Below are 13,152 nucleotides of genomic sequence, written 5' to 3' on the forward strand. Positions count from 1 at the left end.
TTTTTGCCGCGCAGTTGTTATCCGATTCTACAACTACCAGCAACTATTCATTTTCTTCTGATGTTTTTTGTAAATATTGTAAAGTCGCTTTTCCTAATGTTTTTGCTGCAATGAGCATTGCACGTTCATCAAAATCAAAGCGGGCATGATGATGTGGATAGGCTGTTTGCCATTCGGGCTTTTTGGCACCTGTAAAGAAAAACGCACCAGGCACTTGTTCAAGATAATATGCAAAATCCTCCCCAATCATAAACGGCGGACATGTAATGACATTTTCCACCCCTGGAATTTCTGCCGCAAGCTGGGCAACAAATTGGGTTTCATTTGCATGATTATAGACAGGAGGATATCCTCTTGTATAACGATATTCATAACTTGCTCCGAAGGCAAGACAAGTAGCTTTTAAGACTGCTTCAAGCTCTTGTTCCATTTGTGTACGCACCTGCTCCTCAAATGTCCGTACTGTACCAGTTAATGCCACTCGTTCTGCAATAACATTAAATGGATTAATGGCTTCAAAATGCCCAATTGTCAAAACTGCTGATTTTAATGGATCTATTCGTCGAGCGACTAATTGCTGGGCATTGATAACAAATTGAGAGGCTAGTACAACCGCATCGATGGAATGGTGTGGTTCTGCTCCATGGCCACCTTTTCCTTGAATAAGAATTTCTGCTTTATCGGCGGCTGCCATTATAGCTCCTTCTCTTACTAATATATCCCCAAGTGGTGTTGGTGCCCATAAATGTGTCCCAAAGATCACATCTACCCCATCTAGGCAACCATCTTCAATCATCGGCTTTGCCCCGCCTGGTGCAACTTCCTCCGCATGTTGATGAATAAACACAACATTACCTACTAGGTCATCCTTCATTGCATTAAGTGCTTTAGCCAACCCAAGTAAAGTGGCTGTATGTCCATCATGTCCACATGCATGCATTTTACCGTCGATTAATGATTTATAAGGCACATCATTTTCTTCTTGAATAGCTAATGCATCAAAATCAGCACGTAACGCTACTGTTTGTCCTGTCTTTGCACCGCGTAACGTTGCCACAACGCCTCGTCCACCTACTTGTTCCCGTACTTCATGCCCTAACGCTCTATGAAAAGCTGCTATGTATGCAGGTGTTTCCACTTCTTCAAAAGATATTTCCGGATACTGATGTAGATGACGACGAATTGCTACCATCTCCTCATAGCCATCATCCAATAACGTAAATAATTTTTCCATATACCATTAACCTCGCTTTCTACTGTCGTTCCTTTTTTAGTAATACCAGTGTACCCTACAAATCCTTACAAAAACAATAGGAATTAATATAATGAAAATGCTGTTCCTATTGTGGAAAGACGTTCTATTGATAAAAAAATAGTATGCCAGTTTACCTAGCATACTATTTTAAAGTTTAGGGACATACCCTCGTTACATATTTTTTATACAAATAACTGTGAGGAAAAATTCATTTATCATTTTGCATGTTTTAACGCACTAACGATAATTAGCACCCAACCAGCTAAAAATAACACACCACCAATTGGTGTAATTGCCCCTAATACTTTAATGCCACTTACCGCTAACACATATAAACTTCCTGCAAAAAAAACAATACCTAAATTAAAGAAAATACCTGCTAACTTTAATTGTTTTACCTCACCTAGTAATTTAGAGCTCATTAAAAGACCGATGACTAGCAGACCTGTAGCATGGAACATTTGGTATTGCACAGCTGTTTCCCAAATGCTAAGACCGTATTCATCTACAACATCTTTTAATGCATGTGCACCAAATGCACCTAGTGCCACTGCTAAAAAGCCATGAAGTGCACCTGTGACAATAAATTTTTTCATCGTTATTTACCCTACCTTTTTTCTAATACTCAATTTTTTAGTCTAATGTTGCCAGCACTAATTAAAAATCAAAGATTGAATCACCATTTGCACCATCATCATGTTGGATTTTTGCGGTATATAAATTGGATGGCTTTTGTTCAGTAGCTAACATTTGCGGTATAGGTTTTGACTGAACATTGGAAGTTTCAATAGGTAAATCCAGCACTACATCGCATAATGCCCGAATAGCTGTCAGTGCTTCACGCATTTGCTGTTCATTCGTTGCATTTTTTACACTAGCTAATTGTTTTTCAAGCTGCTGTATGACAGCTTCATATGATATCATTGCGCTCTCTCACCTTCTGCTTTTGGCACGAATTTTAGGCAGTTCATACCAGACGATTGTTTAACAACAACTGATGGCATTTGCTTCGTTTTAAAGCCATATGCCACACAAGCACGCGGTGTTTGCGGGTCCCACGTTACTTTGAAATATTGACATTTAAAACAATTTACCTGCATCGCTGTGCCCCTCTTTCTTCTATTATAAACTGTACCATGATTTTTCTAGTGTATAAAGCAAACGATTTGTGCCACTTTATACTAAACACCAATCAATCGGTTGCTCTCCCCACGCCAGTAGTTGTGCATTGACTTGTGAATACGGTTTGCTACCAAAAAAGCCTCTATATGCACTTAATGGACTCGGATGTGGCGCTTCTAAGATGACATGTGGGGTTGCGTACTGATGAATTATTTGCTTTTTACGCTGCGCAGGCTTGCCCCATAGCACAAAGATGATTGGTTTTTGTCGTGCTGCAAGTTTATCAATAACCGTATCCGTAAACTGTTCCCAGCCTTGCTCCTTATGGGAGTGAGCTTGTCCTGCTCTTACTGTCAGCACTGTATTTAAAAGCATTACACCCTGCTCCGCCCATTTCGTCAAGGTGCCATGCTGTGGTATTGGACAACCAATATCATCTTGTAATTCCTGTAGCATATTGCGTAAGCTTGGTGGATGTGGGACATTGGGCTTTACAGAAAAGCTTAGACCATGCGCTTGATTCGGTCCATGGTACGGGTCTTGTCCTAAGATTACCACTTTTACATCATGATAAGCTGTGCAATAAAATGCATTCATAACATCATGCATTGGTGGATAAATGGTCTGTGTCGAATATTCATGGGCCACAAATTGACGTAAACGTTGATAATATGGTTTTTCTAATTCTTCTGCTAGTATTGTTTGCCAATCATTTGGGAATACTTCTTTCATTGAAATGCCCCTTTCTTTTATTTACAACGGTACAAAAAAATAACGTGTTATTCAAGTTTCAATTGATACTGACCATATAAAAATATTGATTTCTGACTATTTTTACAGAATCAGATTAAGACTATACTAAACGGTAGATTAAACTATTCTTTCATGAAGGAGATCTTTCACATGGCTCTTAAAAAAACTTTAACAATCGCAGGTTCAGATACATCTGGCGGCGCAGGCATGCAAGCCGACCTTAAAACTTTCCAAGAACATGGCACATACGGGATGGTGGCATTAACAGTAGTTGTGACAATGGATCCAAATGGATGGACACATAATGTAACGCCATTGCCAACAGAGCTTCTTCAAAAACAAATTGATACAGCATTATCAACAGGCATTGATGCAGTAAAAACAGGTATGCTTTCAACTGAGGAGATTATTCGTATAGCTGGTGAGGCGATCGCCAAGTCTGGTACTTCAAATGTTGTGATTGATCCTGTTATGGTATGCAAAGGGGATGACGAGGTTTTAAACCCTGGCAACACTGACGCTATGATTCAGCACTTGCTACCGCTTGCTGCCGTGACAACACCAAACCTTTTTGAAGCTGGACAATTAGCTGGTACAGGTACACCAAAGTCAATTGATGAGATGAAAACAGCGGCCAAAAAAATTCATGAACTAGGTGCAAAAGCAGTTGTCATTAAAGGCGGAAAAGCATTAGCAACTGAAAAAGCAACAGACTTATTTTTTGATGGTGCAACATTCTACTTATTAGAATCAGAAAAAGTCGCTTCTACGTTTAACCACGGTGCAGGCTGTACATTCGCTGCCTCTGTGACAGCTAATCTTGCCAATGGACTATCTGTCAAAGAAGCTGTAATTGAAGCAAAAGAATTTGTATCGGCTGCCATCGCACATGGTTGGGCGTTAAATGATTATGTAGGACCAGTTATGCATGGTGCTAAGTCTCGATTTGGTGCTCCAGCAGTTACTGTAACTGAAATTTAATAAACCGTAAAAAAGAAAAAGAGGCTAGGGCAAAAGAGAAAAAGTGTTAGATTGATGGCGGTCAATCTAACACTTTTTTGCTGAGCAGGAGTCACCTCCTTCGCTACCAACAACTAGTGAACCCTTTTAATTTTTTATTTATTGCAAAAGCAAGAATAACTAAGTTAGCTATGTTCTCCATATAGCAAAAATTTATGAACACTTTTCCTCTGTTCCTTAAATTTTTCTACTTATGTCCCAGCCACTTTTTTGCGTAAATCGGTAGACGCTTGCCGAAAGGTTTACCAGCGTTTTTTTCTAGCTTATCAGCGATTTATGAGCTTTTACCAGCGTTTTCTCGTCGCTTACCCGCGAAGTACTGGCTTTTACCGGCGTTTCCCCTCTATTTACACTTTACATGTAATTTTCCATCAGTTCGAGCCGATAATCCCATGGATCATTCATGGATATAAAACTAGCTAATGCCTTGCTTTCTTTTTTGCGCTCAGCCCGCACTTTTGCTCTTTCAGAAGCAGTCTCGTGCAATTTTGTTTCCTCAACTGTTTCAGGTATAACGCGTGGTACTGCAGCAGGCCGATTTTGTTCATCTAGTGCTACAAAGGTTAATAAAGCAGTGGCTGCAACTTTACGTTCACCTGTTTTTAAATTTTCGGAGATGACTTTCACAAACACCTCCATCGAGGAAGTTCCAGTCCATGTTACATATGACTCAAAATAGACAGAATCTGTAGGACGAATCGGATGTAAGAAATCGACCGAATCGGTGGAAGCAGTGACACAATCTCTCCGACTATGCTTAGCAGCGGAAATTGATGCGACCTGATCAATATCGCTCATTAAACGACCACCAAAAAGAGTATTATGATTGTTTACATCATTCGGAAAAACACGACTTGTCCGCATAACCCTTGATTCCTTACAAAACTTATAATCTTTTATCACATCAATTCCCCCTATTACTTTTTTCTACTATAATGCAATATATTTCTAAAAAAAGCAATTAAATTATCCGAATATTACAATACTTTACATTTGCATAATAAAAGCGGACAAGATACCTTAGCACAACACATGCCATATATTAGCTGTATATGGGAGGGAGACGTATGAAAAAACATAAATCTGAGGAGACAACTGAAGAATCACGCTTGTTAGCTGGAGAAATAACATCTTCTAAAATGGAAGTAATCGCTTCAATTGTATTAACCCTCGGGTATTCACTATCCACCCTCGCAACGATATTAGCGTTACAAGAGGAAGAGGAAGATGCGCAATTACTCGCTTCCAATTCACAAGATCAAAATCAACAATTTAAACAAATGTGTAAACAACTACAAAATGTTAATAATCGTTTAGAATCCATTGAAAAGAAACTTAATCGTTTTTAAAAGAGACATATCTTACTCCCACACGCTCCCCGATTAACCTTAGGAAGCTTTAAGAGCAATCTGATTTTGATGCCCATTATTGCAAAAAAACCACAATTCTCCGTCATAAAAGAGAATTGTGGCTTTTTTACTATACTATGATAATGAGCTTTCATGTCTTCTTTGCACGCTACAGCCCTATACCAGATGGAGAAGGACGTCATCTATTGTACCAAGATAGAAATCGTTTTTGTCTAGCTTATATTCCCCTTCTGCATGGTGAACTGTCACTCTACGTGTGAAGAAGTCAAATATGCAACATCTTTTCGTATTGTGAAACCGCATACAAAATAAAACGACACTTTTTGTACAAATTTGCTTTCACACTTTATATATTGATACATCGCAATAACTTTTTCAAGAATTTTGCTTAAAGAAATTGCAAGGGAATTATAGCCATTTTCAATCCCTATTTCTATCCAATTTTCAAACACTCCACAAAAGAACCCAACATAAATTTGTCATAAAAAGGGCATTCAATTTCCCTTTATGACCTTTTTTGACTATACTTAATAAAGAAATAATCGAGAGGAGTGTTAAGATGCAAGAAGTACAAGTAGAGACGTTGCAGGAATTATTGAATTCTTTCGCCAACAAAGACGTTTATATTCATCTTGAGACGACAAACGGTTCTTACGCAGCACACTACGATGAAAAATTTTTTAATGCTGGGGCTTTTATTCGTAATGCCAAAATTAATTACGAACTGGCTAAAGTAGTGGATGACTCTCCACATCGTGTCGGTTTAAAAATGGCACATGGTTGGGTTTATGCTCAAGGTATTACACATTATGAATTAGATGATTTAGGCCGTTTGTTAATGGCTGGACTAGACTATTCAGGTAAATTGGCGATAGCACTGGAAATTAGCGAAACGCCATTTACTTATTAAGGGGGACGACTATTTGAATTTACAACCACAACGTCATATTTTAATTGTTTACCCTCACCCAGATGATGAGGCTTTTTCAGTTGCTGGAACGATTGCCTATTATACTAAAAAGATGAATACACCTGTTACATATGCCTGTTTAACATTAGGTGAAATGGGTCGTAATTTAGGAAATCCACCATTTGCTACGCGTGAATCGTTGCCAGAAATACGCCGCAAGGAGCTTGTCGCTGCTGCTGACGCTATGGGCATTCAAGATTTACGTATGCTAGGCTTACGCGATAAAACAATTGAATTTGAAGACGACGAAAAAATGGTCAAGCTTGTAGAAGGTTTAATTGAAGAATTAATGCCTTCGCTTATTTTTACTTTCCTTCCTGGCTTCGCCGTGCACCCTGACCATGAAGCAACTGCACGGGCCGTTGTAGAGGCTGTGCGTCGCATGCCTAAAGCAGCGCGACCTCAAATTTTCGGCTGCGCCTTTGCTAACGATACAATTGCTAAAAATGGTGAACCACATGTCGAAATCGACATCCGTGAAATGAAGATGGATAAAGTAAAGGCTTTACAAGCGCATGCTTCTCAAACTGGTTGGATGATGCAAGAAACAGAAAAACGCATTGATGACGGCGAGCCAATGAGCGAGAGCTGGCTGAATGTTGAAAAGTTCTACATTGTTAACCCTGATAATTATGTAAAATAATACAAAAAAGCGGTTGTAACCTTTTAAGGCACAACCGCTTTTATTTAGCTATTTTTAATTTATTAAACACATGGATAACCATCGTCAAACCAAAGGCAATGACTAAAATAATAAAAAATAAATAATGCGGTACATATATACCAAATACAGTCACTAACATTTTAAGCGCAATAATCCCAATTATGATAAATGCCGTCGCCTCAAGCTCTGGAATTTTTTCGATAATAATTAAAAATAATCCTGCAATTGTTCGCATCATTAATATACCAAGCATGCCGCCTATTAATAACACCCAAACCTGATCAGATATTGCAAAGGCAGCAAAAATGGAATCAACCGAAAACGCAATATCCATTAGCTCTACAGAAATAACAGTAGCCCAAAATACGCCAAATATCCGCACCATTATTCCAGACTTTTTTACTTCTTTGACACTGTCCTCTTGTCCTAGTTGTAAAAAATGCGCAATACTAATCCACCCTAAATACAACGCTCCCAACACTTTAATAAACCAAAACTCTACTAAATACACGCCAATTCCGATAAATAAAAAACGGAAAAAATAAGCCCCTAGCATACCATACATTAACGCCCGTTTACGTTGCTTATCGGGTAAATGTTTGACAAGTACCGCTAGTACGAGCGCATTATCTGCCGACAGTAATCCCTCAATGACAATGAGCGATGAAATTAATCCCCACGATACTGGATCTGCTAATACTTTTTTCCACATATCCCAATCGAAAAATTGCATATATGTAGATAGTATCCCATGAATAATGTCCAAATGCTTACCCCCTACTTGTCCTAAACTAATATATGCTCGGCGTTCTTCGTTATGAAAGTTTCTCCTTCTGTCATTTTTAAAAAATTTTTGATAATTCAATTTCTAGAAAACTCGAACAATAGACGTTTTTTCTCGAACATCATAAATTATGCTACTTCCATGTAATAAGATAAGAAAATGGACACCGAAAATTTAGAATTTACTAAAAATTTATAACAAAAATCGAAAAAAATATGCTATCATAGATGAATGTTTTACACGTAAAACGGAGGATGAATACTATGGAAGTTGCTGACACTAAAACAGTGCAAGTAGAGAATATCTTAATTGCACATCACTTTTTAAAAGATGTAGTCGTGCATACGCCACTACAGAAAAACGATTATTTATCAGAGAAATACGGAGCTAATATTTATTTCAAACGTGAGGATTTACAGCATGTTCGCTCATTTAAACTTCGCGGTGCTTACTATAAAATTAAAAAAATCGAGGAAGAAGCACGCATTAACGGCGTTGTCTGTGCCAGTGCGGGAAATCACGCACAAGGTGTTGCTTATGCCTGCGCACAGTTAAAAATTCAAGCGAGCATCTTCATGCCTCAAACAACCCCAAAACAAAAAATCGACCAAGTGCGTATGTTTGGCCGTGATTACGCTGAAATTATTTTAGCAGGAGATACATTTGATGATGCTGCTGAAAGTGCAATGGCCTACTGCGAAGAACAAAGTAAAATTTTTATCCACCCATTCGACGATTTTGACGTCATCGCTGGACAAGGCACAGTTGCTGTTGAAATTATGAATGACATGGAAGAACCAATCGACTATGTTTTCGGAAGTATTGGCGGCGGTGGATTAATGTCAGGTGTTTCAGCTTATGTGAAAAACCTTTCCCCAAACAGTAAAATTATCGGTGTAGAGCCAGCCGGTGCAGGCAGTATGAAAGCTGCATTTGCAGAAGGTGGCGCAGTGGCACTCGATTGGATTGACAAATTCGTTGACGGTGCTGCCGTAAAATGCGTCGGTCACCACACTTATGATGTTTGTCGCCGTTATTTAGACGATATCGTGCTTGTTCCCGAAGGAAAAGTATGTACAACCATATTAGATTTGTACAATAAACACGCGATTATAGCTGAACCCGCTGGCGCATTATCAGTTGCTGCTCTTGACAGTTATAAAGAAGAGATTAAAGGCAAATCTGTTGTAGTTATTATTAGTGGTGGTAATAACGATATTGGGCGTATGCAAGAGATTAAAGAGAAATCTTTAATTCACGAAGGATTACTATACTACTTTATCGTAAGTTTCCCTCAACGTGCAGGTGCACTTCGTCAATTCCTAACAAGCGTCCTTGGACCAAATGATGATATTACAACTTTTGAATATACGAAGAAAAACAATAAAGAGAGTGGTCCTGCCTTAGTGGGTATCGAGCTAGGCAATCGCGATGATTATGAAGGATTGTTAAAACGCATGAAAGAGTTTGGTTTCAACTACAAAGAAGTAAATAACGACATCCAATTATTTGGCCTACTCGTATAAAGTCTTTTAGGGCTACTAAAAGGAAAATAGCGCACTAGAAATAGTTCTAGTACGCTATTTTTTATAAGTGCCAGGCACTCAAACAATTCTGAATTCTGACATAACGAAGCTCCCTAGATTATAGCATGGAATTATTAACAGTAGCATAGACCCACAAAACAAATAAGAACAATACGAGTCCTAGAATACAAAATCAAAATACAATTTTTCTTGCAAGAGAATCCTCTTTTAACCTAAAATCATATTTGTTTGCATTTTGATATTTCGGATCTATATAGCTAGACTTCTCATCACTTTTTGAGGCTTTTTGAAATTTAGGAAAAGATGTATATTCTTTCTCTTTCCATATCCAAATACCCGTTTCTCCTTTTTCTTTATGGAATACATTCTTTTGGAGTTTATTTTTTTGATTGGCTGTAAAATAGTTGGAGATAAAAATCCGCGATGGTCCAGCGGTTAAAACATTTCTTTCTATCACATTGTTTTTTGTATCATATTGTAATAATAGCTGTCCCCCATCTAGCCCCTTCGTGTCATTTCGATAAAGAATATTTTGAGAGATAGTAGAATTAATCGTACCTCCCCGATTTTCATCATACCCACCAATCGATATCCCAGTGTAAAAGTTTTCATAAATAATATTGTTTATTATTTTAATGTTATCAGCGTATTTTTTAGCATGCTCAGAAGTTGCTTCTATTCCAATATCACTTTTATAAACGGTATTCTTTTCAATGGTTATATTTTTGCCACCATCTACATAAATTCCGCCAGCAGCATAATCTTCCCCATAAGCTGGATTGCCATAAGAGGATATTTCATAAACTATATTATTCTTTACGATGCCATTCCGTACAAAGTCCACTTTTTTATCATTTGAAATGCCTTCATAACCAATTAGGTCAATTCCGATATTATCACTACGGCGAACTATATTATTTTCTACTTTAAAAACGTCAATATTGCCATTTAGAACAAGAGATTCACTTGCCCCTAGTTTCAAGTCTTCCAACGTATTATTTGCAATATTTATATCTTTCATTGTGCCAGTTCCGTATATAGCAATCCCATGGCCATTCCCATCATCTGCATGGGTTTCAATGCGCTGCACATGATTATTGTCTAGTGTAATATGGCTACTAGAACCTGTTACATAAATCCCCATTATTGTTTCGCCTGCTAAATCAGTAGATAAATCCTGGATAGTTAGTCCACTGATGGTCACGTAATTCTTATTATTTATCACCACTAAGGCTACATCCTCTTCAACATCCTTCAAGTCCTTTCCACTAAGGACAACCTTTTCCTTGTTGTAGGCTTTAAATGTAATTGGTTTTGACTTGGTGCCACTATGTTTTACGACAAGTTTTTCATGATAATTTCCTTTTCGTATGAGGACGGTAGTACCGGCGCTTGCTTCTAAAGCCGCTTTTTTTAATGTGCGTAATGGCTTTGATTTTGTACCAACATTATCATCATTTCCATTTGTCGCAACGTAAATAACTTGATCCTGCTTATCTTCATTATTGTTTAAAACAAAGACAATCACCATAGCAACTGCTACCAAGAGGATAAAATAAAATTTTTTCATTAAATCATTCCTTATTGAATATATTTCATAACTTTAATAATACAAGTAACAGGCACCAAAACAATTCAGAATTTTCACTAGCACAATAAAAAACGCCCATACCTATGTATGGACGTTTAATCATTAACCTAGCAATGCACGGTCAGAATTCATTTTTTCACCGCGAATGCGTTCGAATTCAGCCATTAAATCAGGAATTGTCAGTTCATGTTTGCGATCCTCGCCGACCTCCAAGATAATCTGACCTTTATCCATCATAATAAGACGGTTTCCTAAATCCAATGCTTGTTGCATATTGTGCGTGACCATTAGCGTCGTAAGATTGTCCTTTTCAACTAAATGCTTCGTAATACGCGTAATAAGCTCAGCACGCGAAGGGTCAAGCGCTGCGGTATGCTCATCTAGCAATAGAATGGATGGCTTCGTAAACGTAGCCATTAACAGTGATAATGCCTGACGCTCACCGCCCGAAAGCAAGCCAACCTTTGCGGATAAGCGACTTTCTAAGTTTAACCCTAGCATTTCTAATGATTCCTTAAAAAATTGTCGACGTTTCTTATCAACGCCAATACGTAGGCCGCGACTTTTGTTTCTTGAATACGCAAGTGCTAAGTTTTCTTCAATCGTCATAGTCGGTGCTGTTCCCGCCATTGGGTCCTGAAACACGCGACCAATGAAATGAGACCGTTTATATTCTGGCAAACTTGTGACATTATTACCGTCTATTAATACGGAACCAAAGTCTGGTGTTAACGCACCAGAAATCATATTCATCATCGTAGATTTACCCGCACCATTACTGCCGATAATTGTAACAAAATCGCCTGGTTTTAAATGTAAGTTTATTTCAGCAAGTGCAATTTTCTCATCGGGTGTACCTTCATTAAAAATTTTATTAATGCCGTCTAATTTAAGCAAGGCCTTTTCCTCCCTGCTCTACCGTTTTCACTTGCGAACGTTCTGCTGCCCGTTTTGCTTTGCGCTTTCGCTCTTTGTTTTTTTCAACAAACTGAGGAACGACAAGCGCTAAAATAACAATAATAGCCGTAATGAGTTTCATATCACCTGAATCAAGGAAATCGACGCGCAATGCTAACGCTAAAATAATGCGGTAAATAATAGCACCAGCGATTACAGCCAATGTAGTACGCATAATTGTTTTTGTACCAAAGATGGCTTCCCCTATAATAACCGAAGCAAGACCGATAACAATCATACCGATCCCCATACTAACATCCGAAAACTTCGAATATTGTGCGATTAAAGCTCCAGAAAATGCGACAAGTGCATTCGAAAGACCAAGACCAAGAATAATAAGCGTATCTGTATTCGCAGAGAAACTACGAATCATACGTTTATTATCACCTGTTGCTCGAATAGCTAGCCCGACTTCTGTTTTTAAGAACCAGTCCGCAATAAATTTAATTAAAATCGTGATGAGTAAAACTACAATCAACGTACCCCAAGTTGACGGTACTTGCTGAATGCCGATGCTTTTTAATACGTTATTTAATGCCGCATCGATACCTAAATTACTCCAAAATGTTTGAAACTTTGAAAACAAGGTTTCAGAGTTTAATAATGGAATATTCGGACGACCTATCGTATTTTCTGCAGTTAACCCCATGATGCGTAAGTTAAGCGAATACAAGGCAATCATCATTAAAATCCCTGATAATAGCGGATTAATCTTCCCTTTTGTGTGAAGAATTCCTGTCATACATCCTGCAATAAATCCAGCAACAATTGCCACTAAAGTCGCTAAGATTGGGTGGTAGCCAAGCAGAATCATTGTTGCTGCCGTAGCCGCCCCTGTTACAAAGCTTCCATCAACCGTTAAATCCGGAAAGTCTAACACACGGAATGTTAAGTAAACACCGAGTGCCATAATTGCATAGATGATTCCTTGCTCCACTGAGCCAAATATTGCTGTAAACATTGTTGAATCATCTCCTAAAAATTATCGTATCAATTATACCGAGCCGTCATTGCGCCAAGATGTTATCTAGCTTGTTCAAAAGCTTCTCTTAAAATCTGTAAAATTTACTTGGAACTCAAATCTCTTATTGATAAACGTAAAGATTGTCTGCTTGAACA

At 38.1% G+C, this 13,152-nt stretch carries 15 protein-coding genes; 5 read left to right on the forward strand and 10 right to left on the reverse strand.

The annotated features are described in order from the left end of the window. Positions 1-43: 43 nt before the first annotated feature. The 5 genes from LS41612_RS20385 to LS41612_RS20405 form a co-directional block, all read right to left on the reverse strand. Positions 44-1,234 (reverse strand): amidohydrolase, encoded by a 1,191-nt coding sequence (locus LS41612_RS20385; RefSeq protein ID WP_024362835.1) that lies wholly within the window; start codon positions 1,232-1,234, stop codon positions 44-46. Positions 1,235-1,470: 236 nt separating this feature from the next. Next, a complete protein-coding gene (locus tag LS41612_RS20390; protein ID WP_024362834.1) occupies positions 1,471-1,851 on the reverse strand; it encodes a DUF423 domain-containing protein in 381 nt (126 codons plus the stop codon). Positions 1,852-1,912: 61 nt separating this feature from the next. Then, on the reverse strand, positions 1,913-2,179 hold the full coding sequence (locus tag LS41612_RS20395) for a YwdI family protein (RefSeq protein ID WP_024362833.1): 267 nt from the start codon (positions 2,177-2,179) through the stop codon (positions 1,913-1,915). Then, positions 2,176-2,355, reverse strand: coding sequence for a hypothetical protein (locus LS41612_RS20400; RefSeq protein WP_024362832.1), 180 nt, complete (start codon positions 2,353-2,355; stop codon positions 2,176-2,178). Before LS41612_RS20400 ends, LS41612_RS20395 begins: the two co-directional genes overlap by 4 nt. Before the next feature lie 76 nt (positions 2,356-2,431). After that, complete coding sequence (locus LS41612_RS20405; protein WP_024362831.1) at positions 2,432-3,109, reverse strand: uracil-DNA glycosylase; 678 nt, start codon at positions 3,107-3,109, stop codon at positions 2,432-2,434. Positions 3,110-3,280: 171 nt separating this feature from the next. On the opposite strand from LS41612_RS20405, the gene thiD reads away from it, so the two are divergent. Beyond that, the gene (gene thiD / locus LS41612_RS20410) at positions 3,281-4,111 is read left to right on the forward strand and encodes a bifunctional hydroxymethylpyrimidine kinase/phosphomethylpyrimidine kinase (protein WP_024362830.1); all 831 of its coding nucleotides are present in this window, start codon (positions 3,281-3,283) and stop codon (positions 4,109-4,111) included. A 393-nt stretch (positions 4,112-4,504) separates the two neighbouring features. Here the strand turns inward: thiD and LS41612_RS20415 are convergent, their stop codons facing one another. After that, the gene (locus LS41612_RS20415) at positions 4,505-5,014 is read right to left on the reverse strand and encodes an acyl-CoA thioesterase (RefSeq protein WP_227665405.1); all 510 of its coding nucleotides are present in this window, start codon (positions 5,012-5,014) and stop codon (positions 4,505-4,507) included. Between the two features lie 203 nt (positions 5,015-5,217). Here LS41612_RS20415 and LS41612_RS20420 point away from each other — a divergent pair, with 203 nt between their 5' ends. From LS41612_RS20420 to bshB2, 3 genes are all read left to right on the forward strand, one after another. After that, positions 5,218-5,499 carry a hypothetical protein gene (locus LS41612_RS20420; protein WP_024362828.1) on the forward strand — a complete coding sequence of 94 codons (282 nt, stop codon included), beginning with the start codon at positions 5,218-5,220 and terminating at the stop codon, positions 5,497-5,499. A 580-nt stretch (positions 5,500-6,079) separates the two neighbouring features. Then, the gene (locus LS41612_RS20430) at positions 6,080-6,430 is read left to right on the forward strand and encodes a YojF family protein (RefSeq protein WP_024362827.1); all 351 of its coding nucleotides are present in this window, start codon (positions 6,080-6,082) and stop codon (positions 6,428-6,430) included. A 13-nt stretch (positions 6,431-6,443) separates the two neighbouring features. After that, positions 6,444-7,133: a bacillithiol biosynthesis deacetylase BshB2 gene (gene bshB2 / locus LS41612_RS20435; protein WP_024362826.1), complete on the forward strand. Its 690-nt coding sequence runs from the start codon at positions 6,444-6,446 to the stop codon at positions 7,131-7,133. A gap of 40 nt (positions 7,134-7,173) precedes the next feature. Here bshB2 and LS41612_RS20440 read toward each other — a convergent pair whose 3' ends face one another. Continuing rightward, positions 7,174-7,920 (reverse strand): MeeY/MeeF family manganese export membrane protein, encoded by a 747-nt coding sequence (locus LS41612_RS20440; protein ID WP_024362825.1) that lies wholly within the window; start codon positions 7,918-7,920, stop codon positions 7,174-7,176. A gap of 281 nt (positions 7,921-8,201) precedes the next feature. On the opposite strand from LS41612_RS20440, the gene ilvA reads away from it, so the two are divergent. Next, entirely contained in the window at positions 8,202-9,464 is a 1,263-nt protein-coding gene (ilvA, locus tag LS41612_RS20445; RefSeq protein ID WP_024362824.1) for a threonine ammonia-lyase IlvA, read from the forward strand. A gap of 193 nt (positions 9,465-9,657) precedes the next feature. Here the strand turns inward: ilvA and LS41612_RS20450 are convergent, their stop codons facing one another. The 3 genes from LS41612_RS20450 to LS41612_RS20460 all read right to left on the reverse strand — a co-directional run bounded on the left by LS41612_RS20450 (position 9,658) and on the right by LS41612_RS20460 (position 12,994). After that, complete coding sequence (locus LS41612_RS20450; RefSeq protein WP_024362823.1) at positions 9,658-11,055, reverse strand: right-handed parallel beta-helix repeat-containing protein; 1,398 nt, start codon at positions 11,053-11,055, stop codon at positions 9,658-9,660. A 123-nt stretch (positions 11,056-11,178) separates the two neighbouring features. Next, a complete protein-coding gene (locus LS41612_RS20455) occupies positions 11,179-11,973 on the reverse strand; it encodes an ABC transporter ATP-binding protein (protein WP_024362822.1) in 795 nt (264 codons plus the stop codon). Continuing rightward, complete coding sequence (locus LS41612_RS20460) at positions 11,966-12,994, reverse strand: ABC transporter permease (protein ID WP_024362821.1); 1,029 nt, start codon at positions 12,992-12,994, stop codon at positions 11,966-11,968. The genes LS41612_RS20455 and LS41612_RS20460 overlap by 8 nt, the downstream gene beginning before the upstream one ends. Positions 12,995-13,152 lie beyond the last annotated feature (158 nt).

Origin of the sequence: Lysinibacillus sphaericus (assembly GCF_002982115.1) — a bacterium.
GTDB classification, from domain to species: domain Bacteria; phylum Bacillota; class Bacilli; order Bacillales_A; family Planococcaceae; genus Lysinibacillus; species Lysinibacillus sphaericus.

What these genes read in the sequence shown, in the direction of transcription:
- thiD (WP_024362830.1), top strand. Translation starts at nt 3,281, where the DNA reads ATGGCTCTTAAAAAAACTTTAACAATCGCAGGTTCAGATACATCTGGC.
- LS41612_RS20415 (WP_227665405.1), bottom strand. Translation starts at nt 5,014, where the DNA reads ATGCGGACAAGTCGTGTTTTTCCGAATGATGTAAACAATCATAATACT.
- ilvA (WP_024362824.1), top strand. Translation starts at nt 8,202, where the DNA reads ATGGAAGTTGCTGACACTAAAACAGTGCAAGTAGAGAATATCTTAATT.
- LS41612_RS20420 (WP_024362828.1), top strand. Translation starts at nt 5,218, where the DNA reads ATGAAAAAACATAAATCTGAGGAGACAACTGAAGAATCACGCTTGTTA.
- LS41612_RS20390 (WP_024362834.1), bottom strand. Translation starts at nt 1,851, where the DNA reads ATGAAAAAATTTATTGTCACAGGTGCACTTCATGGCTTTTTAGCAGTG.
- LS41612_RS20385 (WP_024362835.1), bottom strand. Translation starts at nt 1,234, where the DNA reads ATGGAAAAATTATTTACGTTATTGGATGATGGCTATGAGGAGATGGTA.
- LS41612_RS20460 (WP_024362821.1), bottom strand. Translation starts at nt 12,994, where the DNA reads ATGTTTACAGCAATATTTGGCTCAGTGGAGCAAGGAATCATCTATGCA.
- LS41612_RS20430 (WP_024362827.1), top strand. Translation starts at nt 6,080, where the DNA reads ATGCAAGAAGTACAAGTAGAGACGTTGCAGGAATTATTGAATTCTTTC.
- LS41612_RS20400 (WP_024362832.1), bottom strand. Translation starts at nt 2,355, where the DNA reads ATGCAGGTAAATTGTTTTAAATGTCAATATTTCAAAGTAACGTGGGAC.
- LS41612_RS20405 (WP_024362831.1), bottom strand. Translation starts at nt 3,109, where the DNA reads ATGAAAGAAGTATTCCCAAATGATTGGCAAACAATACTAGCAGAAGAA.
- LS41612_RS20450 (WP_024362823.1), bottom strand. Translation starts at nt 11,055, where the DNA reads ATGAAAAAATTTTATTTTATCCTCTTGGTAGCAGTTGCTATGGTGATT.
- LS41612_RS20395 (WP_024362833.1), bottom strand. Translation starts at nt 2,179, where the DNA reads ATGATATCATATGAAGCTGTCATACAGCAGCTTGAAAAACAATTAGCT.